This window comes from Enterobacter sp. PGRG2 (genome assembly GCF_030291195.1).
Taxonomy (GTDB): Bacteria; Pseudomonadota; Gammaproteobacteria; order Enterobacterales; family Enterobacteriaceae; genus Enterobacter_D.
Genome location: NZ_CP127837.1, coordinates 1,497,303 through 1,521,388 on the forward strand (window position 1 = coordinate 1,497,303; position 24,086 = coordinate 1,521,388).

The 24,086-nt window shown below is 55.3% G+C and carries 23 protein-coding genes; 17 read left to right on the forward strand and 6 right to left on the reverse strand.

The annotated features are described in order from the left end of the window. Positions 1 to 31 precede the first annotated feature (31 nt). A complete protein-coding gene (gene plsB / locus QRD42_RS06450) occupies positions 32 to 2,461 on the reverse strand; it encodes a glycerol-3-phosphate 1-O-acyltransferase PlsB (RefSeq protein ID WP_318372937.1) in 2,430 nt (809 codons plus the stop codon). Positions 2,462 to 2,590: 129 nt separating this feature from the next. On the opposite strand from plsB, the gene QRD42_RS06455 reads away from it, so the two are divergent. The 4 genes from QRD42_RS06455 to QRD42_RS06470 all read left to right on the forward strand — a co-directional run bounded on the left by QRD42_RS06455 (position 2,591) and on the right by QRD42_RS06470 (position 5,433). After that, positions 2,591 to 2,959, forward strand: a complete 369-nt coding sequence (locus tag QRD42_RS06455; RefSeq protein WP_321988444.1) for a diacylglycerol kinase — start codon at positions 2,591 to 2,593, stop codon at positions 2,957 to 2,959. A 108-nt stretch (positions 2,960 to 3,067) separates the two neighbouring features. After that, positions 3,068 to 3,676: a transcriptional repressor LexA gene (gene lexA / locus QRD42_RS06460; protein ID WP_072570187.1), complete on the forward strand. Its 609-nt coding sequence runs from the start codon at positions 3,068 to 3,070 to the stop codon at positions 3,674 to 3,676. A 70-nt stretch (positions 3,677 to 3,746) separates the two neighbouring features. Next, complete coding sequence (gene dinF / locus QRD42_RS06465; protein WP_321988445.1) at positions 3,747 to 5,066, forward strand: MATE family efflux transporter DinF; 1,320 nt, start codon at positions 3,747 to 3,749, stop codon at positions 5,064 to 5,066. 157 nt (positions 5,067 to 5,223) lie between these two features. Next, complete coding sequence (locus QRD42_RS06470) at positions 5,224 to 5,433, forward strand: CsbD family protein (RefSeq protein ID WP_072570189.1); 210 nt, start codon at positions 5,224 to 5,226, stop codon at positions 5,431 to 5,433. Between the two features lie 90 nt (positions 5,434 to 5,523). Here the strand turns inward: QRD42_RS06470 and zur are convergent, their stop codons facing one another. Beyond that, positions 5,524 to 6,039 (reverse strand): zinc uptake transcriptional repressor Zur, encoded by a 516-nt coding sequence (gene zur, locus QRD42_RS06475; RefSeq protein WP_088220449.1) that lies wholly within the window; start codon positions 6,037 to 6,039, stop codon positions 5,524 to 5,526. Positions 6,040 to 6,156: 117 nt separating this feature from the next. Here zur and QRD42_RS06480 point away from each other — a divergent pair, with 117 nt between their 5' ends. The 4 genes from QRD42_RS06480 to pspG all read left to right on the forward strand — a co-directional run bounded on the left by QRD42_RS06480 (position 6,157) and on the right by pspG (position 9,641). Then, positions 6,157 to 6,645, forward strand: a complete 489-nt coding sequence (locus tag QRD42_RS06480) for a cupin domain-containing protein (protein ID WP_072570191.1) — start codon at positions 6,157 to 6,159, stop codon at positions 6,643 to 6,645. Between the two features lie 211 nt (positions 6,646 to 6,856). Beyond that, positions 6,857 to 8,149 (forward strand): conjugal transfer protein TraF, encoded by a 1,293-nt coding sequence (locus tag QRD42_RS06485; RefSeq protein WP_412176401.1) that lies wholly within the window; start codon positions 6,857 to 6,859, stop codon positions 8,147 to 8,149. A 107-nt stretch (positions 8,150 to 8,256) separates the two neighbouring features. Further along, the gene (dusA, locus tag QRD42_RS06490; RefSeq protein WP_321988446.1) at positions 8,257 to 9,255 is read left to right on the forward strand and encodes a tRNA dihydrouridine(20/20a) synthase DusA; all 999 of its coding nucleotides are present in this window, start codon (positions 8,257 to 8,259) and stop codon (positions 9,253 to 9,255) included. 143 nt (positions 9,256 to 9,398) lie between these two features. Continuing rightward, positions 9,399 to 9,641 carry an envelope stress response protein PspG gene (pspG, locus tag QRD42_RS06495; RefSeq protein WP_318372934.1) on the forward strand — a complete coding sequence of 81 codons (243 nt, stop codon included), beginning with the start codon at positions 9,399 to 9,401 and terminating at the stop codon, positions 9,639 to 9,641. 175 nt (positions 9,642 to 9,816) lie between these two features. Here the strand turns inward: pspG and QRD42_RS06500 are convergent, their stop codons facing one another. Beyond that, positions 9,817 to 10,800: a quinone oxidoreductase gene (locus QRD42_RS06500; protein ID WP_318375685.1), complete on the reverse strand. Its 984-nt coding sequence runs from the start codon at positions 10,798 to 10,800 to the stop codon at positions 9,817 to 9,819. Between the two features lie 63 nt (positions 10,801 to 10,863). Between QRD42_RS06500 and dnaB the strand changes: the two genes are divergently transcribed. From dnaB to QRD42_RS06525, 5 genes are all read left to right on the forward strand, one after another. Continuing rightward, positions 10,864 to 12,270, forward strand: coding sequence for a replicative DNA helicase (gene dnaB, locus QRD42_RS06505; RefSeq protein WP_072570195.1), 1,407 nt, complete (start codon positions 10,864 to 10,866; stop codon positions 12,268 to 12,270). Positions 12,271 to 12,326: 56 nt separating this feature from the next. Continuing rightward, positions 12,327 to 13,406, forward strand: coding sequence for an alanine racemase (alr, locus tag QRD42_RS06510; RefSeq protein WP_321988447.1), 1,080 nt, complete (start codon positions 12,327 to 12,329; stop codon positions 13,404 to 13,406). 121 nt (positions 13,407 to 13,527) lie between these two features. Further along, positions 13,528 to 14,721: an aromatic amino acid transaminase gene (gene tyrB, locus QRD42_RS06515; protein WP_072570197.1), complete on the forward strand. Its 1,194-nt coding sequence runs from the start codon at positions 13,528 to 13,530 to the stop codon at positions 14,719 to 14,721. Between the two features lie 191 nt (positions 14,722 to 14,912). After that, the gene (gene aphA, locus QRD42_RS06520; protein ID WP_321988448.1) at positions 14,913 to 15,626 is read left to right on the forward strand and encodes an acid phosphatase AphA; all 714 of its coding nucleotides are present in this window, start codon (positions 14,913 to 14,915) and stop codon (positions 15,624 to 15,626) included. A 143-nt stretch (positions 15,627 to 15,769) separates the two neighbouring features. Beyond that, entirely contained in the window at positions 15,770 to 16,123 is a 354-nt protein-coding gene (locus QRD42_RS06525) for an MmcQ/YjbR family DNA-binding protein (RefSeq protein WP_321988449.1), read from the forward strand. Here QRD42_RS06525 and uvrA read toward each other — a convergent pair whose 3' ends face one another. Next, entirely contained in the window at positions 16,124 to 18,949 is a 2,826-nt protein-coding gene (gene uvrA, locus QRD42_RS06530; RefSeq protein ID WP_321988450.1) for an excinuclease ABC subunit UvrA, read from the reverse strand. A gap of 275 nt (positions 18,950 to 19,224) precedes the next feature. Between uvrA and ssb1 the strand changes: the two genes are divergently transcribed. Next, positions 19,225 to 19,758, forward strand: coding sequence for a single-stranded DNA-binding protein SSB1 (ssb1, locus tag QRD42_RS06535; protein ID WP_321988451.1), 534 nt, complete (start codon positions 19,225 to 19,227; stop codon positions 19,756 to 19,758). A 62-nt stretch (positions 19,759 to 19,820) separates the two neighbouring features. On the opposite strand, the gene QRD42_RS06540 is transcribed toward ssb1, so the two are convergent. Next, positions 19,821 to 20,102: a YjcB family protein gene (locus QRD42_RS06540; RefSeq protein WP_072570202.1), complete on the reverse strand. Its 282-nt coding sequence runs from the start codon at positions 20,100 to 20,102 to the stop codon at positions 19,821 to 19,823. Positions 20,103 to 20,652: 550 nt separating this feature from the next. Between QRD42_RS06540 and QRD42_RS06545 the strand changes: the two genes are divergently transcribed. Next, positions 20,653 to 22,215: an EAL domain-containing protein gene (locus tag QRD42_RS06545; protein WP_318364154.1), complete on the forward strand. Its 1,563-nt coding sequence runs from the start codon at positions 20,653 to 20,655 to the stop codon at positions 22,213 to 22,215. Positions 22,216 to 22,270: 55 nt separating this feature from the next. Here QRD42_RS06545 and soxS read toward each other — a convergent pair whose 3' ends face one another. Next, positions 22,271 to 22,594 carry a superoxide response transcriptional regulator SoxS gene (gene soxS, locus QRD42_RS06550; protein WP_072570204.1) on the reverse strand — a complete coding sequence of 108 codons (324 nt, stop codon included), beginning with the start codon at positions 22,592 to 22,594 and terminating at the stop codon, positions 22,271 to 22,273. An 84-nt stretch (positions 22,595 to 22,678) separates the two neighbouring features. Here soxS and soxR point away from each other — a divergent pair, with 84 nt between their 5' ends. Then, positions 22,679 to 23,137 (forward strand): redox-sensitive transcriptional activator SoxR, encoded by a 459-nt coding sequence (soxR, locus tag QRD42_RS06555; protein ID WP_072570205.1) that lies wholly within the window; start codon positions 22,679 to 22,681, stop codon positions 23,135 to 23,137. Positions 23,138 to 23,416: 279 nt separating this feature from the next. Next, positions 23,417 to 24,085, forward strand: a complete 669-nt coding sequence (locus QRD42_RS06560) for a glutathione S-transferase family protein (protein ID WP_321988452.1) — start codon at positions 23,417 to 23,419, stop codon at positions 24,083 to 24,085. Position 24,086: the final 1 nt, after the last annotated feature.

The following is a 24,086-nucleotide window of genomic DNA, read 5'->3' on the forward strand; positions in this document are numbered from 1 at the left end:
GCCCGGCAAGCATGCGCCGCCGGGCTTTAATTTATACCGCGTCCGTCTGACTGGTCGCGCTTTCAATGGTTAAGCGCACATCAGAGGTCACCAGATCGGCGAGCAGCTGATAAACCTGCAAGGTTTTCGCCGGATCCGCATCCCCCGTATCGCTGATGTAGCCCTCGTCACGCAGCGTCAGCACCAGCGTACTGAACACCGCCTTATCGAAGAACTCCGGCGCGTTAATCCCGTGCAGCACCGACAGACGCTGCGCCAGCGTACGGCTCTCTTTTTCGAGCGTACTGCGGTTGATGGACGGGTTCGCGCTCAGCAGCCAGAAGGTAATGGCATAGCGTTGCAGCGTTTCACGGGCGCCGGCCGCCAGCAGTTGCAGCGTGCGGGAGCGTGACGGATTGATATGCAGACGATCGTCTTTATCGATGATCAGCCCCTGGCGCTGTAGTTCGGTAGTCAGGGTATCCAGTACCTCCCCTAACGCCTCTTTTTCCCAGCGCAGGAACAGCTCGGCTTTCAGCATCGGATACAGCGCTTCAACATGACGCAGCATCTCCTCGCGGGAGATATGACGATGCTGCGTAATGATGGCCGCCATCAGGGAAGGCAGAACCAGCATATGCGCGATGTTGTTACGATAGTAGGTCATCAGCACCGCCTGCTCGCGCGGCAGAATGATGATGTCGCCGATGGTATCTTTCTCGACTTCAAACTTATTCATTTGCAGCGCGTGATCGATAAGCCCGGACGCGGTGCTGGCCGGAACGGTGGCGTCTTCTGAATAAGGCGCATTGCGCAGCAGATCCAGATAACAATCCAGCTGCTCGGTCAGCTGTTCGCGGGTCAGCGAACGCTGGCGTGACGCCAGCAGCGCCGTCGAACACAGGTTCATGGCGTTCGCCGCACCGGCGTTGTTAATGCGCACCATCAGCTCGGCGGCGATGGTATTCACCGTCGGCGTCAGCCACGCCGGGCGCACCGCTTCAATGGGATCGATCGCTTCGCGCCACTCCGGCACATGCTGATTAAGATACGCATTCAGCGGGATCGGCTCGCCAAAGTTCACATAACCCTGGCCCAGATTACGCAGCTTGCTTAAGCCACGCACCATCTGCATCAGGTTCTCTTTCTCTTTGGTCGCGCCGCGCAGCTCTTTGGCGTAAGTGCCCACTTCCATCACATGCTCGTAGCCGATATAAATCGGCACTAAGGTGATGGGACGGGTACCGCCGCGTAACATCGCCTGAAGGGTCATTGACAGGGTGCCGGTCTTCGGATCGAGCAGACGCCCGGTACGGGAACGACCGCCTTCCACAAAGTACTCCACCGAATAACCCCGGCTGAACAGCTCGCCCAGATACTCGCGGAACACCGTCGAATAGAGTTTGTTGCCCTTAAAGGTACGACGGATAAAGAACGCGCCAAGGCGGCGGAAAATCGGCCCGGCGGGCCAGAAGTTCAGGTTAATACCGGCGGCGATATGCGGCGGCACCAGCCCCTGGTGGTAAAGCACGTAGGAGAGCAGCAGATAATCCATGTGGCTGCGGTGGCAGGGCACATAGACGATCTCGTGACCGTCGTGGGCCAACTGACGCACGCGCTCGGCGTTGTGGACGTTGATCCCCTGATACAGCCGGTTCCAGGTAAAGCTCAGAATGCGGTCAGAGACGCGGATCATTTCATAGGAGAAGTTCGCCGCAATCTCTTCCATCAGGGCGACGGCATTTTGCTGTGCCTTTTCATGGGAGATCTTTTTGCTGCGCGCTTCGTCTTCCACCGCGCGGGCAATGGCTTTTGAGGCCAGCAATTTATTGAACAGATCCTGACGCGCAGGCAGGCGCGGGCCGACCGCGGCCAGACGCTGACGGGCAAAATGCATCCGCGCGACACGCGCCAGTTTCTGGGCGATAATTTTGTCAGTGCCATGTTCGGTGGCCATGCGGCGCAGCGAAACCGGCGGCGAGAAGCGCACAAAGCTGTCGCGTCCCAGCCAGGAGATAGCAAAGAATTTCTGTACGCCGTTAAGCATACGCAGCGGCGGGTTGACCTCGCCTTTCTCACGACCCGGCGAGCGGCCAAACATCACCGACACCGGCACCATTTGCACGTCCAGATCGGGGTGGTTGCGGTGCAGATCGAGGTAATCATGGAACAGCTTGATCGACTCTTCCTTCGGCGTGTACCAGGTGAACACGCGGGGCCCGCTGTGAATAAAGATATAGCGCGGCAGCAGCGTGCCGTCGATTTCGAGTGGCTCCAGCGGATCGGGCAGATCGTTTGCCAGACACTGCGCGCGCAGGGTCAGTAAATCTGCCTTCGAGTTGTACGGTAAGACGTACATAATAGGGCGTGAGGTATCAAGTCCCAGTTCCTGGGCAGGTTCTGCCGGAATGGGCTTGCTTTTTACCAACGCGCCTAATGGTAAATTAAGTAATTTGTAGTAAATTCGTGGCCAGCCGGACATATACGATGTGAAGCCTCTGGTTAATAATCCTGTTGCGCCGCAAGAATATCAGAAAGCGCGCGTAAATTCTGTTGTACCAAGGTCTGCTTGCATAGACATTGACGCTAATTACATAAAAAGGTTCTTTTGATGGCCAATAATACCACTGGGTTTACTCGCATCATAAAAGCAGCAGGGTACTCCTGGAAAGGCGTTCGCGCCGCCTGGATCAACGAAGCGGCGTTTCGTCAGGAAGCGGTAGCGGTGATCCTGGCGATTGCCATTGCCTGCTGGCTGGATGTGGACGCTATCACGCGCGTGCTGCTGATTGGCTCGGTAGCGCTGGTAATGATAGTGGAAATTCTGAACAGCGCGATTGAAGCGGTGGTGGACCGTATCGGCACGGATTTTCATGAACTTTCCGGGCGCGCAAAGGATATGGGCTCGGCGGCGGTGCTGATGTCCATCCTGCTGGCGCTCGCCACCTGGGGCATACTGTTGTGGTCGCATTATCGATAATGCTCGCATAAATCGACAAACTCCGCTGTTTTGCTCAAAATTCGATTCCAAATTTTACTTTGCCTGTATATACTCACAGCATAACTGTATATGCAACCAGGGGGCGGTATGAAAGCTTTAACGGCCAGGCAGCAAGAGGTGTTTGATCTCATTCGGGATCACATCAGCCAGACAGGCATGCCGCCGACGCGTGCGGAGATCGCGCAGCGCTTGGGGTTCCGTTCCCCGAACGCGGCTGAGGAACACCTGAAAGCGCTGGCGCGCAAAGGCGTACTGGAGATCGTTTCCGGCGCGTCCCGCGGTATTCGTTTACTGCTTGAAGATGTTGACGGACTGCCGCTGGTCGGGCGTGTCGCGGCAGGTGAACCGCTGCTGGCGCAGCAACACATTGAAGGCCATTATCAGGTCGATCCTAATCTGTTTAAACCCAATGCAGACTTCCTGCTGCGCGTTAGCGGCATGTCGATGAAAGATATCGGCATTATGGACGGCGATCTGCTGGCGGTGCACAAAACCCAGGAAGCCCGTAACGGGCAGGTCGTGGTGGCGCGTATTGACGATGAAGTGACCGTTAAGCGCCTGAAGCGTCAGGGTAATACCGTGCAGCTGCTGCCGGAAAACAGCGAGTTTTCTCCTATCGTGGTTGATCTGCGCGAGCAGAGTTTCACCATCGAAGGGCTGGCCGTCGGCGTGATCCGCAACGGTGAGTGGCTCTAATCTCTTCTTTCCACGCGGCGGCAACATCATGATTGCCGCCGCGCGTCCGTTTCCCTTCTGGTAATTCAACGTGGCCTTTCTGACGACTTCCGACAAAGCGTTGTGGCGTCTTGCGCTGCCGATGATTTTTTCCAATATCACCGTGCCGCTGTTGGGGCTGGTGGATACCGCAGTCATTGGTCATCTTGACAGCCCGGTGTATCTGGGCGGCGTGGCGGTTGGCGCCATGGCCACCAGCTTCCTGTTTATGCTGCTGCTTTTTCTGCGCATGAGTACCACCGGTTTTACCGCCCAGGCCTTTGGCGCAAAAGATCCCCATGCCCTTGCGCGGGCGCTGGTGCAACCACTGCTGCTGGCGTTGATCGCCGGTTTCGCCATCATCCTCTGTCAGACCCCGCTGATTAATCTCACACTGCACATTGTGGGCGGCAACGACGCGGTGCTGGAACAGGCGCGGCGTTTTCTGGAGATCCGCTGGCTGAGCGCCCCGGCATCGCTGGCGAACCTGGTGCTGCTCGGCTGGCTGCTGGGTATTCAGTATGCCCGCGCGCCTGTGGTGCTGCTGGTGGTGGGCAACGTGCTTAACATCGCTCTCGATTTATGGCTGGTGATGGGGCTGCACATGAACGTGCAGGGCGCTGCGCTCGCCACCGTCATTGCGGAATACGCCACTTTTGTGGTCGGCCTGCTGATGGTACAGCGCGGGTTGCGTCGCCGGGGGATCAGCCTGGCGATGCTGAAGACCGCCTGGCGCGGCAATATAAGGCGGCTGCTGGCGCTTAACCGCGACATCATGCTGCGCTCGCTGCTGCTTCAGCTGTGCTTTGGTTCCATTACCGTGATGGGCGCGCGTCTGGGCGGCGACATCGTGGCGGTGAACGCCGTGCTGATGACGCTCCTGACCTTTACCGCCTACGCCCTGGATGGTTTTGCCTATGCGGTTGAGGCCCATTCCGGGCAGGCCTATGGCGCACGCGATGGCAGCCAGTTGCTCAGCGTCTGGCAGGCGGCCTGTCGGCAGTCGGGGATAGTGGCGCTGGCGTTTGCGCTGGTGTACGCGCTGGCCGGTGAGCAGATTATTTCGCTGCTGACCTCCCTGCCGGATCTGCAACGGCTTGCCGGGCACTATCTTGGCTGGCAGGTGATTTTACCGATCGTGGGGGTATGGTGTTATCTGCTCGACGGCATGTTTATCGGCGCCACCCGCGGGACGGAGATGCGTAACAGTATGGCCATCGCCGCCGCCGGTTTTGCCCTGACGCTGCTTACCGTACCGCTGCTCGGTAATCATGGCCTGTGGCTGTCGTTAACCGTCTTCCTGGCGCTGCGTGGGATTACGCTGGCGTGGATCTGGCGTCGGCACTGGCAGCACGGCACCTGGTTCTCATAAGTTCACTGGCGCTTTATTGCGTTGATGGTTAAATATTCCGAATAATCTCCGCTTCGACATATCCTTAACTACAATAATTATCACGTTCAGCAGAAATCGAACGAACTGATGGATACTGAATATATTTTTATTCAAACCGAACGATGAGGATATCATTATGAATAAAGACGAAGTCGGCGGTAACTGGAAACAGTTCAAAGGTAAAGCGAAAGAACAGTGGGGTAAATTAACCGACGATGATATGACTGTCATCGAAGGTAAACGCGACCAGCTGGTTGGTAAAATTCAGGAGCGTTACGGCTACCAGAAAGACCAGGCTGAGAAAGAAGTTGGTGACTGGGAAACCCGTCACGATTACCGCTGGTAATCACGGACTTCTGCGGCAATTAGCGTTACAGCTACCCTGCCCGAAAGGTACAAGGATGTACCAACCTCTCACTACATTCCCACCTTATTTCTAACGCGGTTTTTTCTTCACCTGAATACTGTGATCGTGCTGACAGGCACCCTGATGACGACAGGCTTCCACTTCTGAACATGCCGCACATAAACCATGCGCTTCAATGACATTATGGCGTAGCGCAAAACCCATTCGCGCGGCCAGACCATGCATAATATCTTCCACACCTTCCGCCGCTTCTTCTTTGACAGCTCCGCAACGATCGCAGATAAACATTGCCGACGTATGGGAAGGATTATCGAAAAGATGACACAGCACATAGCTGTTGGTGGACTCAACTTTATGCACAAAGCCCTGCTCCAGCAGGAAGTCCAGCGCACGATACACCGTGGGTGGCTTTGCCTGTGGCTCAGATACCCGTAATAAATCCAGCAGATCGTAAGCGCTGATCGCTCCTTCCTGCAGGCTTAACAGCCGTAATACTTCCAGGCGCTGTGGAGTCAGGCGCACATTGCGTTGCACGCAGAGCTTTTCAGCCTGCGCTAACATCTCCTGCGAAGTGGTCTTATCCATGGGCATCCTCTGGTGGCCGGGTGCGGAAACCTACACTTTATCATGTTCTGCCCCAAACGCCGAGATCCGCACGCAGGTGTGCTATATCTGAAACATTATTTATGAAGGAGAAAGGACATGAAAAAGCCCGACTGTATTCGGCACTGGCGGGATCTCGAAGGTCCCGACGAATCAGGCTACCCGGACAGCGATGAACGTTTTTCTGTTGGCGCGCCTCTTGCCCGAAAACTCGGGCTTACGCGGCTGGGTATCCATCACGAACGTCTACCTCCGGGCCGACGCACATCGTATCCGCACGCGGAAAGCGATGAGGAGGAGTTTATCTATGTGCTGGAAGGGAATCCGGAGGCGTGGATTAACGGCTATTTATGGAAACTGGAACCGGGCGACAGCGTTGGATTTCCTGCCGGAACCGGCGTTTGCCATACCTTTATCAATAACACCATGGAAGAAGTACGCCTGTTGGTCGTGGGGGAGGCGAATAAAAGAAATAACCGCATTTATTACCCGCTCAATCCCGACTATGCCGCCACGCGGGACGATCGCTGGATAGACCATCCTCCGCAGTTTTTCGGCCCCCATGATGGAAAACCTTCACGAAATTAATTTCGTCTTCTATAAATTAATAGGCCCGTCACCGGAACGGGAAAGCAGTGAATAAGACCATCAGCGTTAAAACATCCTTTAAATTGAATTAGCCGTATTTAACATCGTTGTTCACAGCAATAGTTCATCCTCGTTCGGGCGATAACTGTCGGGGTAAGATGTTCAATTATTCAAAGAAGAGCAAACTGTGAAAAAAACATTCAAATATTCAATGGTTACTCTCGCTGTCTCCTTTTTTGTGGCAAATCAGGCGTCAGCGGCCAATACCTGGGCAGAAGCGCGTGGCGACGCAATGGGTGGTACGGGTGTTGCTTCCGCGAGCTATGGCAGCGGCGCACTCATTAACCCGGCCTTGCTGGCCAAAGCAAAGCCGGATGACAGCGTGACTGTGATCCTGCCAGCCGTGGGCGCGCAAATCACCGACAAAGACAATCTTCAGGATGAGATTGACGAAATTAATGACAAAGTCGACCGCTACAGCGACGTTGTCGATAACCTTACCGCAGCGCAAATTATTGCTAACCCGCTGGGCACTATCGGGCAATTCCAGAGCGCCGCTAAGGATCTGGCGGATGAGCTGGAATTCCTTGATGGTAAAACCGCGCGCGCAAGTGCCGGCGCTGGCATTGCCGTTAGTATTCCTAACGACGTGCTGTCGGTGGCCTTCGTAACTAAAGCCCATGCGCATGCACGCGTCAGTTCGAACATTGATCAGCAGGATATTACTTACCTGCGCAGCATCCAGAACAGCAGGCTGGTGGCCGTCGGTGAAGCGCTTAATGCCGCGCTGTCGCCAAACGGCTCTGATGAAATCACCGAAAATCTGAACTCCACCGCCTCCGGGCGCGCGGCTATCGTCTCGGATTACGGTATCGCCGTTGCCCGTCAGTTCCAGGTGGGTGAAGTTCCGGTTTCTATCGGCGTAACGCCGAAATTCCAGAAAACCTGGGTCTATAACTACACTACCTCCATTTACGATTACGACAGCGACGATTTCAAAAGCAGCCGTTATCGTACCGACGACAATGGTTTTAACGTTGATGCCGGTATTGCGGCAGATTTCGGCGAAAACTGGACCGTAGGCGTGAGCGGGCAGAACCTGATCTCCCGCGACATCGACACCAAAGATATCAACGTGCGTAACGGCCGTACCGGTGAGGTGAGAAATTACAAAGACACCTACCAAATCAGCCCGGTGGTGACAGCGGGTGTGGCATGGCATAACGATCTGGTGACGGTAACCGCCGATGGCGATCTGACGGAAACTAAAGGCTTCAAGAGCGAAGAAAACTCCCAGTACGTGGGCGTCGGCGCTGAAGTCCGTCCGCTGGACTGGATGGCGGTGCGTGCCGGTTACCGTGCAGACGTGAAAGATAACGACAGCAACGTCTTTACCGGCGGTGTGGGCTTCACGGCATTTGAACGCGCGCGTCTTGACCTGACGGGGATCGTGGGCGAAAACGAAACCTGGGGCGCAGGCGCACAGCTGAGCCTGACCTTCTGAGTTAAAGCAGACCGGGGGCGCATCGCCTCCGGTCTGCTAATGTGTACCCCGGAAATGAGTGTGTTATAGTAGCGCCCCTTTTTCATATTGATGCAAAAATGTACGCTATGGCACCCGTAACTCCGTCCACCCAATTCGCTTCCTCCCGCTTCTCCATCGCGCCGATGCTCGACTGGACGGACAGGCATTGCCGCTACTTTTTGCGTCTGCTGTCCCGCGATATGCTGCTCTACACCGAAATGGTCACCACCGGCGCCATTATTCACGGCAAGGGCGATTATCTGGTGTACAGCGAGGAAGAGCATCCGGTCGCCTTACAGCTTGGCGGCAGCGATCCGCAGCAGCTGGCGCAGTGCGCCAGACTGGCGGAAGAGCGGGGCTACGATGAAATCAACCTTAACGTTGGCTGTCCGTCCGACCGCGTACAAAATGGCATGTTCGGCGCCTGTCTGATGGGCAACGCCCAACTGGTGGCCGACTGCGTGAAAGCGATGCGTGACGTGGTGTCGATCCCGGTGACGGTGAAAACCCGTATCGGCATTGACGATCAGGACAGCTATGAATTCCTGTGTGATTTCATCAGCACCGTCTCCGGGAAGGGCGAATGCGACACCTTTATTATCCACGCCCGTAAAGCATGGCTGTCAGGTTTGAGCCCGAAAGAGAACCGCGAGATCCCACCGCTGGATTACCCGCGCGTGTACCAGCTGAAGCGCGATTTCCCGCAGCTGACGATGTCGATTAACGGCGGCATCAAATCACTGGCGGAAGCGAAAGCGCATCTGGAACATATGGATGGCGTGATGGTAGGCCGCGAGGCGTACCAGAATCCGGGGATCCTCACCGCCGTGGACCGCGAGATCTTTGGTCGTGACCGCGCGGATGCCGATCCGGTTGCCGTGGTGCGCGCCATGTATCCGTACATTGAGCGTGAACTGAGCAAAGGGGCCTATCTGGGGCACATTACCCGTCATATGCTCGGGCTGTTCCAGGGCATTCCCGGCGCGCGTCAGTGGCGTCGCCATCTGAGTGAAAATGCGCATAAAGCAGGCGCAGATATTCGCGTAGTGGAACAGGCGCTGGCGCTGGTGGCGGATAAGCGTTAAAAACTTCGCCAAAAAATGGTCAGATTCACCACGCCTCGCTTTAATTCGCGGGGCGTTTTCGTTTCATATCAGCAGGTTAATTTTGGCATGAATCTTGTAATAGCTTAGACAAGAATGAAAGAAACGTCTTTCGGGAGAGAGCCATGCTGGAACTACTTTTTGTCATTGGATTTTTCGTCATGCTGATGGTGACCGGAATTTCCCTGCTCGGCATTATTGCCGCGCTGGTGGTCGCCACCGCGTTAATGTTTGTTGGCGGGCTGTTCGCGCTGATGATTAAACTGCTGCCCTGGCTGCTGCTGGCGGTGGCGATTGTGTGGGTGATACGGGCGATAAAAACGCCAAAAATCCCGCATTATCAGCGCAATAACCGCTGGCGTTACTAAGGTTATGCGTGGTTGATCACAACCTCGTACTTTTCAGAGGTGAGTTCGCTGAAACCGCATAGGATTTACTTATCGGATCTGGCACTATGGCGCGGTTAACGAATTCATCGTGCTGTCCCCTACAAACAGCCGAACTAAAAAAAGAATGGGCCTCCTCAGGGAGGCCCTAATTCTTTTAAGGGATCAGTAAACTTGACCCCTGAGTGGCGCGGCTTTCCAGTACCTCATGCGCCCGTTGCGCATCCGCCAGCGCAAACTTCTGATCTTCTGCCACATCCACTTTGATCACGCCGCTGGCGATCAGCGAGAACAGTTCATTGCTGGCTTCTTCCAGCTCCTCGCGATTGGTGATGTAGCCTTGCAGGGAAGGGCGGGTGGCAAACAGCGAGCCTTTCTGGTTGAGAATACCCAGATTGACGCCGGTCACCGGCCCGGAAGCATTACCGAAGCTCACCATCAGCCCGTGACGTTGCAGGCAGTCCAGCGAGGCTTCCCAGGTATCTTTCCCCACCGAGTCATACACCACGCGCACCTTCTTGCCGCCGGTGATCTCTTTTACCCGCTCAACAATGCTCTCTTCACGATAATTGATCACCTGCCAGGCACCGGCCTGTAACGCGCGCTGCGCTTTTTGCGCGCTACCCACGGTGCCGATCAGCTTACCGCCCAGCGCCTTCGACCACTGGCAGGCAATCAGCCCCACGCCCCCGGCGGCGGCATGGAATAAAAAGGGTTCGTCGGGTTTAATTTCGTAAGTTTTACGCAGCAGATAAAACACCGTCAGGCCTTTCAGGAAGGAAGCGGCGGCCTGTTCAAAAGAGATGGCGTTAGGCAGGATCGCCGCTTTATCGGCAGGCACGTTATGCACTGAGCTGTAAGCCCCGAGCGCCGACTGGGCGTATACCACCCGGTCACCGGCTTTGATATGGGTTACGCCTTTGCCCACTTTGCTGACCACGCCCGCGGCTTCCGTTCCCAGGCCGCTCGGCAGGGAAGGCGGTGGATAAAGCCCGCTGCGAATATAGGTATCGATATAGTTGATACCGATAGCTTTATTCTCCACCTGAACTTCGTTTTCCGCCGGATCGGTGGGCGTGAACTCCACCGTTTTCAGTACCTCAGGGCCACCATGCTTGTGAAATTCAATTCTTGTTGCCATGCTTCCTCCTGAACTCTGTGGTAATCTTTCGACCCAATCATCATCTCGGTAACTCCATTCACTATGGCAGGAAATAAACCCTTCAACAAACAGCCTGAACCTCGCGACTTCAAGGTCGAAGGGATGAAAGTCCCCCCGCACTCGATTGAAGCGGAACAGTCGGTGTTGGGCGGTTTAATGCTGGATAACGAACGCTGGGACGATGTGGCCGAGCGCGTAGTGGCGGAAGATTTCTATACCCGCCCGCACCGCCACATCTTCACTGAGATGCACCGCCTGCAGGAGATGAGTAAACCCATCGACCTGATCACGCTCGCGGAATCGCTGGAGCAACAGGGGCAACTCGACAGCGTGGGCGGCTTTGCGTATCTGGCAGAGCTGTCAAAAAATACGCCAAGTGCGGCGAACATCAGCGCATATGCTGACATCGTGCGTGAACGCGCGGTAGTGCGTGAAATGATTTCGGTGGCGAATGAGATCGCTACTGCCGGTTTCGATCCGCAGGGTCGCAGCAGCGAAGATCTGCTCGATCTGGCCGAATCCCGCGTTTTCCAGATCGCTGAAAATCGTGCCAATAAAGACGAAGGCCCGAAGAGTATCGATCAGATCCTTGAGTCCACCGTGGCGCGTATTGAGCAGCTTTTCCAGCAGCCTCATGACGGCGTGACGGGTGTGGATACCGGCTATCAGGATCTGAATAAAAAGACCGCTGGCTTACAGCGTTCGGATTTGATTATCGTGGCAGCGCGTCCGTCGATGGGTAAGACCACTTTTGCGATGAACCTCTGCGAAAACGCGGCCATGCTGCAGGATAAACCGGTCTTAATCTTCAGTCTCGAGATGCCCGCCGAACAGATCATGATGCGTATGCTGGCGTCCCTGTCCCGCGTCGATCAGACCCGTATTCGTACCGGCCAGCTTGATGATGAAGACTGGGCGCGTATTTCCGGCACCATGGGCATTCTGCTCGAAAAGCGCAACATGTATATCGACGACTCCTCTGGCCTGACGCCGACAGAAGTCCGCTCCCGCGCGCGCCGTATTTTCCGCGAGCACGGCGGGCTGAGTCTGATCATGATCGACTACCTGCAATTGATGCGCGTTCCTTCTCTTTCTGATAACCGTACGCTGGAGATCGCCGAGATCTCCCGCTCGCTGAAAGCGCTGGCGAAAGAATTACAGGTGCCGGTGGTGGCGCTCTCGCAGCTCAACCGCTCGCTGGAACAGCGCGCCGATAAACGTCCGGTAAACTCCGACCTGCGTGAATCCGGCTCCATCGAGCAGGATGCCGACCTGATCATGTTTATCTACCGTGACGAGGTTTATCACGAAAACAGCGATCTGAAAGGCATCGCGGAAATCATCCTCGGTAAACAGCGTAACGGCCCGATCGGTACGGTACGTCTGACCTTTAACGGTCAGTGGTCGCGCTTTGATAACTATGCGGGTCCACAATACGACGACGAATAAGGGATCTGGTCGGTTTTAAAACGTCAGATCCGGTACTCATTAATGAAGGAATAACAATGCAAGCGGCAACTGTAGTCATTAACCGCCGCGCTCTGCGTCACAACCTGCAACGCCTGCGCGAACTGGCTCCTGCCAGTCGCCTGGTGGCAGTCGTGAAAGCGAACGCTTACGGACACGGTCTTCTTGAGACCGCGCGAACGCTCCCCGATGCCGACGCCTTTGGCGTCGCCCGTCTCGAAGAAGCCCTGCGCCTGCGCGCGGGAGGCATCACCCAACCAATTTTACTGCTGGAAGGCTTCTTCGCCGCCGACGACCTGCCGACCATTGCCGCAGAACATTTGCATACCGCCGTCCACAACAACGAGCAGCTGACGGCGCTGGAAAACGCCGAACTTAGCGAGCCGGTCACCGTCTGGATGAAGCTCGACACCGGCATGCACCGCCTCGGCGTGCGCCCTGAGGACGCCAGCGCCTTTTATCAGCGCCTCTGCGCCTGTAAAAACGTGCGTCAGCCGGTAAATATCGTCAGCCATTTTGCCCGCGCCGATGAACCGGAATGCGGCGCCACCGAGAAGCAACTCGATATTTTCAATACCTTTTGCGACGGCAAACCCGGCCAGCGTTCCATCGCGGCCTCCGGCGGCATCCTGCTGTGGCCGCAGGCGCATTTTGACTGGGTACGCCCCGGCATCATTCTTTATGGCGTCTCGCCGCTGGATCATAAACCCTGGGGCCCGGACTTCGGCTTTCTGCCGGTCATGTCCCTGACCTCAAACCTGATCGCCGTGCGTGAGCACAAAGCGGGCGAGCCGGTCGGCTATGGCGGCACCTGGATCAGCGAGCGCGACACCCGCCTGGGCGTGGTGGCGATGGGCTATGGCGATGGTTACCCGCGGGCAGCCCCGTCCGGTACGCCGGTGCTGGTGAATGGCCGGGAAGTGCCGATAGTTGGCCGGGTGGCGATGGACATGATTTGTGTCGATCTCGGGCCGCAGGCGCAGGAAAAAGCGGGCGATCGCGTGACCCTGTGGGGCGATGGACTGCCGGTCGAGCGTATCGCCGAATTCACAAAAGTGAGTGCTTACGAACTTATCACGCGACTGACCTCGCGGGTGGCGATGAAATACCTCGACTGATCGTATTTTGCAGGTCCCCTGCGTGGGACCTGCTGATAACCTTCCATTCACATCCCGCTCGATCTTCCTGCGCTTCCGGTTTATTGTGGTTATCCGCACCGTAAACCTGGAGAACCACCGCGTGTTTCAGAAAGTTGACGCCTATGCTGGCGACCCCATCCTTTCGCTGATGGAACGTTTTAAAGAAGATCCCCGTAGCGACAAAGTTAATCTCAGCATCGGGCTGTATTACAACGAAGACGGTGCTATTCCCCAGCTCCAGGCGATTACGGAAGCGCGGGCGCGCCTGAATGCCCGGCCGCACGGCGCCTCACTTTATTTGCCGATGGAAGGCTTAAACGGCTATCGCCATACCATCGCGCCGCTGCTGTTCGGGGCGGATCATCCGGTATTAAACGCGCAGCGCGTCGCCACTATTCAGACGCTGGGCGGCTCAGGAGCACTGAAAATCGGTGCCGATTTCCTCAAACGCTACTTCCCGGACTCCGGCGTCTGGGTCAGCGATCCGACATGGGAAAACCACGTCGCCATTTTTGAAGGCGCAGGTTTTAACGTCGATACCTACCCGTGGTTTGATGCCGCCACTAACGGCGTGCGCGCGGAAGCGTTACTCGAAAAACTGAACACGCTGCCGGCGCAAAGCATCGTGCTGCTGCATCCATGCTGCCACAACCCGACCGGCGCAGACCTGACAAACGCTCAGTGGGATGCAGTCGTTGAAGTGCTGAAAGCGCGCAACCTGATCCCGTTCCTCGACATCGCCTATCAGGGCTTTGGCGCGGGTATGGAAGAGGATGCCTACGCCATCCGCGCCATTGCCAGCGCAGGGCTACCGGCGCTGGTCAGCAACTCTTTCTCGAAGATTTTCTCACTGTACGGCGAGCGTGTCGGCGGTCTGTCGGTGGTCTGTGAAGATGCCGACGCTGCCGCCCGCGTGCTGGGTCAGCTGAAAGCCACCGTACGTCGTAACTACTCCAGCCCGCCAGCCTTTGGCGCGCAGCTGGTGGCGACGGTGCTGGGCGACGACGCCCTGAAAGCCAGCTGGCTGGCGGAAGTGGAAGCCATGCGCCTGCGCATCCTGGCGATGCGTCAGGCGCTGGTTGATGTCCTGAAGGATGCGGTGCCGGATCAGAACTTTGATTATCTGCTCAAACAGCGCGGGATGTTCAGCTATACCGGGCTGAGCAGCGCCCAGGTGGATCGCCTGCGCGATGAGTTTGGCGTTTACCTTATCGCCAGCGGACGCATGTGCGTCGCCGGGCTGAATGCTGGCAACGTACAGCGTGTGGCACAGGCCTTTGCCGCTGTAATGTAAGTACTTGCTTACTGCTCTCTCTCCCGGTGTCATGCGACCGGGCGGGAGAGCAGAATGCGATCCGTCTTCTGTTTCCCGCCTCTTTTTTAAGAATATTCTTCCTTTCACCTGCCCGTGACGTTAAGGTCGGGTAAATTTTTGATCGTCCGCGCAGGTTGCAATGATTGCGGGCTGATAATGCAGGGAAAAATATGCGCAAAATCACACTTATCCTCAGCGCCTTTAGTTTGCTGTTCACGCTTAATGGCCCCGTTACCGCTCACGCCTCGTCCCCTTCGCCCCTTAATCCCGGCACTAATGTCGCACAACTGGCGCAACAGGCGCCGGTGCACTGGGTTTCCGTGGCGCAAATCGAAAACAGTCTGCTGGGACGTCCGCCGATGGCCGTGGGTTTTGATATTGATGACACCGTGCTCTTTTCCAGTCCCGGCTTCTGGCGCGGCAAGAAAACCTGGTCGCCGGACAGCGAAGACTATCTGAAAAATCCCGCGTTCTGGGAAAAGATGAACAACGGCTGGGATGAATTCAGTATTCCGAAAGAGGTGGCCCGCGCGTTGATCGCCATGCATGTGAAGCGCGGCGACAGTATTTTCTTCATCACCGGCCGCAGCGAAACTAAAACGGAAATCGTCTCGAAAACCCTGCAGGATGACTTCCTCATCCCGGCCGCCAGCATGAATCCGGTGATTTTTGCCGGCGATAAGCCAGGTCAGAACACCAAAACGCAGTGGTTACGCGGTAAACAAATCAAAGTGTTCTACGGCGATTCCGATAATGATATTCGTGCCGCGCAGGAAACTGGCGCCCGCGGTATCCGTGTGCTGCGTGCCTCCAACTCCACTTATAAACCGCTGCCGCAGGCGGGCATGTTCGGTGAAGAAGTCATCGTCAATTCCGAATACTGATCCCCCACGGCAGTCGCAGGATTGCCGTTTTTTTAATCTCCGCTGGCGGAAACCTGGCTGAAAACGCGCTCATGCTGCACACTTAGAAAGATTTATTTTCGACAGGGAGCTGCACCAGAGGTGCCAACAACAGGGGAACCCCAATGACCAATGCGGAATTACTGCCCTATTGCATGGGCAAGGCGGGAGCGGAACAGAGCGTTCACAGCGACTGGAAGGCTACACAGATTAAAGTGGCGGACGTGCTGTTTGCGATGGTGCACGAAACGGATGGCCGTCCGGCAGTCACGCTGAAAACCAGCCCGGAGCTGGCGGAATTATTGCGTAATGAACACAGCGATGTGCGCCCCAGCGCGCGTCTGAACAAAGCGCACTGGAGCACGGTATTTCTGGATGGATCGCTGCCGGATTCGCAGCTTTACTATCTGGTGGATGCGTCCTATCAGCTGGTGGTCAGTGCGCTGCCTGACGCGGTCAGGCAGCAACTTTCCGTCTGATTATTTCAGCATCGGTTTGAGGAAGCGCGCCGTGTGTGAGGCTTCGCACCCGGCAACGGTTTCCGGCGTGCCGGAGACGAGGATTTCCCCGCCGCCGCTGCCGCCTTCCGGCCCCAGATCGACGATCCAGTCTGCGGTTTTGATCACGTCCAGGTTATGCTCAATCACCACGATGGTATTGCCCTGATCGCGTAACTGGTGCAGCACTTCCAGCAGTTGCTGAATGTCCGCGAAGTGCAGGCCGGTCGTCGGTTCATCAAGGATATACAGCGTCTGACCGGTACCGCGTTTCGACAGCTCACGCGCCAGCTTCACGCGCTGTGCTTCACCACCGGACAGCGTGGTGGCGGATTGTCCAAGGCGAATATAGGTCAGGCCAACGTCCATCAGCGTTTGCAGCTTACGCGCCAGTGACGGTACGGCATCAAAGAACTCACGGGCTTCTTCGATGGTCATATCCAGCACTTCATGGATCGTCTTGCCTTTGTACTTAATCTCCAGCGTTTCACGGTTATAGCGCTTGCCTTTGCACTGGTCGCACGGCACGTAAATGTCCGGCAGGAAGTGCATTTCGACTTTGATCACGCCATCGCCCTGACAGGCTTCGCAACGCCCGCCGCGCACGTTAAAGCTGAAACGGCCCGGCGTATAGCCGCGTGAACGGGACTCCGGAACACCGGCAAACAGCTCGCGCACGGGTGTAAACACGCCAGTGTAGGTCGCCGGGTTGGAGCGCGGCGTACGGCCAATCGGGCTCTGGTCGATATCGATAACTTTATCGAAATGTTCCAGACCCTGAACGTCACGATAGGGCGCAGGCTCGGCGATGGTTGCGCCGTTGAGCTGGCGCTGGGCGATCGGGAACAGCGTATCGTTGATCAGCGTCGATTTACCCGAGCCGGACACGCCGGTGATGCAGGTAAACAGGCCTACCGGCAGCGTCAGGGTGACATCCTTCAGGTTGTTGCCGCGCGCGCCAGTCAGCTTAAGCACTTTTTCCGGATCCGCAGGCACACGCGCTTTCGGGATCTCAATCTTACGTACGCCGCTCATAAACTGCCCGGTCAGCGATTCCGGCACCGCCATGATGTCTTCAAGCGTACCTTCAGCCACTACCTGACCGCCATGAACGCCTGCGCCCGGGCCGATGTCGATAACGTGATCTGCGGCGCGGATCGCATCTTCATCATGCTCCACCACAATCACCGTGTTGCCGAGGTTACGCAGATGGATCAGCGTGCCGAGCAGACGTTCGTTATCGCGCTGATGCAGACCGATAGACGGCTCATCCAGCACGTACATCACGCCCACCAGGCCAGCACCGATCTGGCTCGCCAGGCGGATACGCTGCGCTTCGCCGCCGGACAGGGTCTCTGCCGAACGGGACAGCGTCAGGTAGTTCAGCCCAACGTTCACGAGGAATTTCAGACGATCGCCAATCTCTTTCAGCACTTTTTCAGCGATTTTTGCACGCTGGCCGGAAAGTTTCAGATTGGTGAAGAAATCCATCGCATGGCCGATGCTCATGTCGGAGATGGTCGGCAGCGGCGTGTCTTCCACAAACACGTGGCGCGCTTCACGACGCAGACGCGTTCCGTCACAGGTGGTGCACGAGCGGTTGCTGATGAACTTCGCCAGCTCTTCACGTACCGCGCTGGATTCCGTCTCTTTATAACGGCGCTCCATATTGTGCAGCACGCCTTCAAACGGATGGCGTCGCACGGAAGTATCGCCGCGATCGTTCATGTACTTAAATTCGACGTTCTCTTTGCCGGATCCGAACAGCACCACTTTATGTACGTTAGCGCTCAGGCTGGCCCACGGCGCTTCCACGTCGAACTTGTAGTGTTCGGCAAGGGAGCGCAGCATCTGGAAATAATAGAAGTTTCGGCGATCCCAGCCGCGGATCGCGCCGCCCGCCAGCGACAGCTCCGGATTCTGGATCACCCGATCCGGATCGAAATACTGTTGTACGCCCAGCCCGTCGCAGGTCGGACAGGCGCCCGCCGGGTTGTTGAACGAGAACATACGCGGTTCCAGCTCATTCATGCTGTAGCCGCAAATCGGGCAGGCGAAGTTTGCGGAGAACAGCAGTTCGCCCGCTTTGACGTCGTCCATATCGGCCACGATCGCCGTCCCGCCGGAGAGATCCAGCGCGGTTTCAAAGGATTCCGCCAGGCGCTGCGTCAGATCGTCGCGCACTTTAAAGCGGTCGATGACCACCTCAATGGTGTGTTTCTTTTGCAGCTCAAGCGTCGGCGGATCGGAAAGATCGCAGACTTCGCCGTCGATACGGGCGCGGATATAACCCTGGCTGGCCAGGTTTTCCAGCGTTTTGGTGTGCTCGCCCTTACGATCTTTGATGATAGGCGCCAGCAGCATCAGCCGCTTGCCTTCAGGCTGCGAGAGCACGTTATCGACCATCTGACTGACCGTTTGCGCGGCCAGCGGAACGTTATGATCCGGGCAGCGCGCTTCGCCCACGCGGGCAAACAGCAGACGCAGATAGTCATGAATTTCGGTAATGGTCCCGACCGTGGAACGTGGGTTGTGCGACGTCGACTTCTGCTCAATGGAGATTGCCGGCGACAGCCCTTCAATATGATCGACATCTGGCTTTTCCATGAGGGACAGGAACTGCCGCGCATAGGCAGAGAGCGATTCGACGTAACGACGCTGCCCTTCGGCATAAAGGGTGTCAAAAGCCAGCGAGGATTTGCCTGAACCCGAAAGCCCGGTCACGACAATCAGCTTGTCGCGTGGGATGACGATGTTGATGTTCTTGAGATTATGGGTACGCGCGCCCCGTACTTCTATCTTATCCATTCACCTTTCCCGGTAGAGATTCGGCTGCCATAGCGTTATGCATCCATTTCGGTAAGCATAGAACACGCCCGGCGGTCTGAACTGAAACGATTAATTATGACACAATTTAACCTGAATGGATATACAGTGTTATGATGCGCCTTCCAGTGAGTCTTGCAACAATGTCGCGACGGCGCGGTTTACTGGAATCCGCCTCGCAAGGTATCAATCGCGCGGTTTGTAATGCTACAATCGCGCGTTTACACTATTAAGAAACGTATTCAGGAGACACGACCATGGCCAGCAGAGGCGTAAACAAGGTGATTCTCGTCGGTAATCTGGGCCAGGACCCGGAAGTACGCTACATGCCGAGTGGTGGCGCAGTCGCCAACATTACGCTGGCGACCTCCGAATCCTGGCGTGATAAAAACACCGGTGAGACTAAAGAGCAGACTGAATGGCACMGSGTTGTGCTGTTYGGCAAACTGGCGGAAATCGCCGGTGAATATCTGCGTAAAGGCTCGCAGGTATATATCGAAGGTTCCCTGCGCACCCGTAAGTGGACCGATCAGAGCGGTCAGGAACGCTACACCACTGAAATCAACGTTCCGCAGATTGGCGGCGTAATGCAGATGCTGGGTGGACGTCAGGGTGGCGGCGCACCGGCAGGCGGCGGCCAGCAGCAGGGCGGCTGGGGTCAGCCTCAGCAGCCGCAGGGCGGCGGCAATCAGTTCAGCGGCGGCGCGCAGTCTCGCCCGCAGCAGCCGTCTTCAGCACCGGCGCAGTCTAACGAACCGCCAATGGATTTTGACGACGACATCCCGTTCTGATCCTGACCATCAGTACGCAAAAAGCCCCGCATTGACGGGGCTTTTGTTTTGGTGCGATGCCATCAGGTGATGACCACCGGCCATTCAGGTGGCGTGTGACTGGAGGCTTCAATCATTACGTCTTTAATATTATTCCAGATCGCCGCCACATCAATCAGCGTAATGCCGAGCAAACCGGTGGCGAACCAGCAGGCGGCGATCACGCCCAGCCCGCTGCTGATCACCGCAAGACCGATATAATCAGACTTGCGAAAGCGAATGTTTAATGTGCTGGCAAGAAACATCAGCACCGCGCTCAATAACTGCCAGCGTAGCAATACCACGCCGGTGGTAATGGTAGCCATCAACCCTTCCTCTGATAACCAATGAAACGTGATTTCATTTTCACAATTTTTGTGAACTATATCACATTTGCTCTTTTATTCGCCAGCGATCTGCGTCAATTTTGCTCAGTTTCATATCCATAAAGGGGGCGTCAGCCGCTTTGTTAGCGCCTTTCAGGCCACGGCTATATGCCTCTTTTAGAAACAGAAGGGTAACAACATTATTTTTTTATTATGCGTATTCTTTGCACACCATTCACTTTTGCAGTTTAAAAAATAAACATCTGCCGGTTATCATTTTTATCGGCCTGCAATTTGCGTTAATCAGCGATCCCCTGTTGAGTTATCTTAAACCTTGATGACGAACTGGATATTTATTTTCCTTAATATAAACAGGGGGAACACTTTTAGTTTGCCTTACGGACGAATATTATCGTCATAAGCAGATATTAGGTTTCTTATGAAAAAAGTCAGTTGCTAATGTCTTATGATTCATGCAACGTAATCACCTGTTAATCAAAGCATCCTGTCGTTATTACAGGCACACATTTTGCAGGGATATTAGGCGGAAATGAATCATAGCGCACTTCGCAAGGTGCTGAGGATCGTCGGGATCATCATGGTAGTTATACTGCCTGTGATGCTGGCGCTATGGTTTGCACACATCCGCGCGGTAAAAGAAACGAGCGCGCAGCTCAATGCATTTGCGCAACTCGCGCTGGATAAAACCGAGCTGGTGATCCGTCAGGCAGATATTGCCTATGACGAAGCCCTGAAATTCAGCGGCCCGCTCTGTTCGCCGTTGCATCGGCAAAATATGCTTAATATTATTCGCGGGCGGCTTTATCTGGCGGATCTCATCTATACCCAGGGCGATCATTTTTTATGCTCCACCAGTATTACTTTGCCTCAACCTTATATTATTCCTGCTGCCGATTATAAACGTAATCCTGACGTTTCAATTTATTACTATCGCGATACGCCATTTTATTCAGGATATAAGATGGTATATATGCGGCGCGGTAATTATGCGGTAGTGGTGAATCCACTTTTTTACAGTGAAGTGGCATCAGACGATCGTACATTAACGTATGGCGTTTATGACAATATCAGTAAAACCTTCTTTTCAGTCAGTCCTGGCGCTAACGTTAAAATATTGTCTGAACATGTACAAAATGAGAAATTAAACTTCCGGACAGATAATCGTTTCTATACCATTGCCCATTCCGACAAGCGACCTGTTTCGATGATCGTCTCGACGTCCAGCACCCGCTATTATGGTTTCCTGTATCATCAGGCCATGCTGTTGGTCCCGCTGGCGCTGATCGGCAGTATTCTCATTTTACTGATAGTCTCACGTACCCGGCATGAATTTAACTCCCCGCGGCGTTTGCTGCATCGGGCGCTGCTAAAGCGTCAACTCAGGCTGCATTATCAACCCATTATTGATATCAAAACCGGTAAATGCGTGGGCGCAGAAGCCCTGCTGCGCTGGCCGGGGTTTAATGGTCCGGTGATGAGCCCGGTGGAGTTTATACCGCTGGCTGAAAAAGAAGGGTTGATTGAACGCGTCACCGATTATGTGGTTGAAGAGGTGTTTACCGATCTGGGGCATTTCCTCGCCGCCAACCCGCACCTCTATATTTCAATTAACTTATCCGCCTCGGATTTCCATTCGTCACGCCTGATTGCCCTTATTTCTGATAAGGCAACACATTACGCGGTGCGGGCTGAACAAATTAAGATCGAAGTGACCGAGCGCGGCTTTATTGATGTGCCGAAAACCACGCCGGTTATTCAGGCGTTCCGTCATGCGGGTTATGAAGTGGCAATTGATGATTTCGGTACCGGCTATTCCAACCTGCATAACTTATATTCCCTCAATGTCGATATTCTGAAAATCGACAAATCCTTTATCGATACCCTGACGACTAACAGCACCAGCCATTTGATCGCTGAACATATTATTGAGATGGCGCACAGCCTGCGTCTGAAGATCATTGCGGAAGGCGTGGAAACGGCGGAGCAGGTCACCTGGCTGTTAAAGCGCGGCGTGCAATTCTGCCAGGGCTGGCACTTTGCGAAGGCGTTATCGCCGCAGGATTTTATTCACTGGGCGCAGCAGCACGACTAAGCGCTTGTCCCGGTAGTCTTAACAGACGCCTGACGGGATAAGCGCTCATTGAGGTTTACATCTGATGACGGTAATCGCTGGGCGTTCTGTCGAATTCGCGGCGGAATACACGCGAAAAGGTTTGCTGCGAAACATAGCCCAGGTCCATGGCGATATCAAAAATGGGCCGCCGCGTGGTGCGCAGCGCTTCTGCCGCCAGCAGTAACCGGCGCTGACGGATGTAATCCCCCAACGTCTGATGCATCACCGCGCGGAACATTCTCTGTAAATACCATTTCGAATAACCGGACTTTCTGGCGACCACATCAATGTTCATAGGTTGGTCGATATGTTCATCAATCCATTCAATCAGTGTCTGAATAATTTGCTGATGGGACATACTAGCCTCTTTGTCAGTTCTGCCGCTGTCGTTTTGTCTGCGGGCGAGTATAATTCCTCAAGTTAACTTGAGGTAAAGCGATTTATGGAAAAGAAATTACCGCGTATTAAAGCGCTGCTCACCCCCGGCGAAGTGGCGAAACGTAGCGGTGTCGCGGTATCGGCATTGCACTTTTATGAGGCCAAAGGTCTGATTAAAAGCGTGCGTAACAGCGGTAATCAGCGGCGTTATACCCGTGATGTGCTGCGTTATGTGGCGATCATCAAAATCGCGCAGCGCATCGGCATTCCACTTGCAACCATTGGCGAGGCGTTTGGCGTGTTGCCGGAAGGGCACACGCTCAGCCCTAAAGAGTGGAAAGAGCTGTCGTCCCAGTGGCGGGTGGAACTGGATCGGCGTATCCATACCCTGGAAGCATTACGCGATGAACTGGACGGCTGTATCGGCTGCGGCTGTTTGTCACGCAGCGACTGCCCGCTGCGTAATCCCGGCGACCGGCTGGGCGAGCAGGGCACCGGCGCGCGACTGCTGGAAGATGATTAATATTCGCCACAAAAAACTAAAGCGCCGTTACGGCGCTTTAGTTTGTTTCCCGGTCTTTTGTCTTTCGCTCTATCCCACGGGTTTGTGGGAGGGTCTCCCCCGACATCAATACCCCTCGGTGTAACTAAAAACGCTGGAGGGTCCGGTTTGTATCGACACTTTTAGTGTAAGTCAGCACGGCAGCTTTACCAGCGGCAACCGGGGAATTATTACCGAAATTTTTCGCGCATGATGCACAATTTTCTATAGTAAGTACTTACCTGGTTAACGGAGTAAATCATGCTTAAAGTGCATCATCTTAATAAGTCCCGTTCACAGCGCGTGCTGTGGGCGCTGGAAGAGCTTGGCGTGCCCTATGAAATCGTGCGTTATCAGCGCGAAAAAACCATGATGGCCCCGGAAGCGCTGAAAAAAGTGCACCCGCTGGGAAAATCGCCGGTGCTGGAAGATGACGGGCGCATTATTGCAGAGTCGGGGGCCATCCTCGAATACCTCCAGGAAAACTATGATCCTCAGGGCACCCTGAAACCCACCGATGCCGACCAGCGTTTGCAGTACCGTTTCTGGCTGCATTATGCCGAAGGCTCGCTGATGCCGCCGTTGCTGATGAAACTGGTGTTCAGCAGCCTGGGCAAGCCGCCGGTGCCGCTGGGTTTTCGCACCCTTGGTAAAGCGCTGGGGCAGGGAGTGCAGAAAGGCTATCTCAATAAACAGATCGAAACGCATGCCCGCTATATAGAAGCAGAGCTCGGCAGCCAGCCCTGGTTTACCGGCGAGTCTCCCAGCATGGCGGATATCCAGATGAGCTTCCCGGTGTTTGCCCTGCTGGCGCGCGGCGGCGTCGAGCACCTGCCCAATTTGCAGGCATGGAAGAAACGCGTCGAGATGCGTCCGGCCTGGCAGCGCGCTATTGAAAAAGGCGGTCCGTTCGAGTTGCCTGGGGAATAAA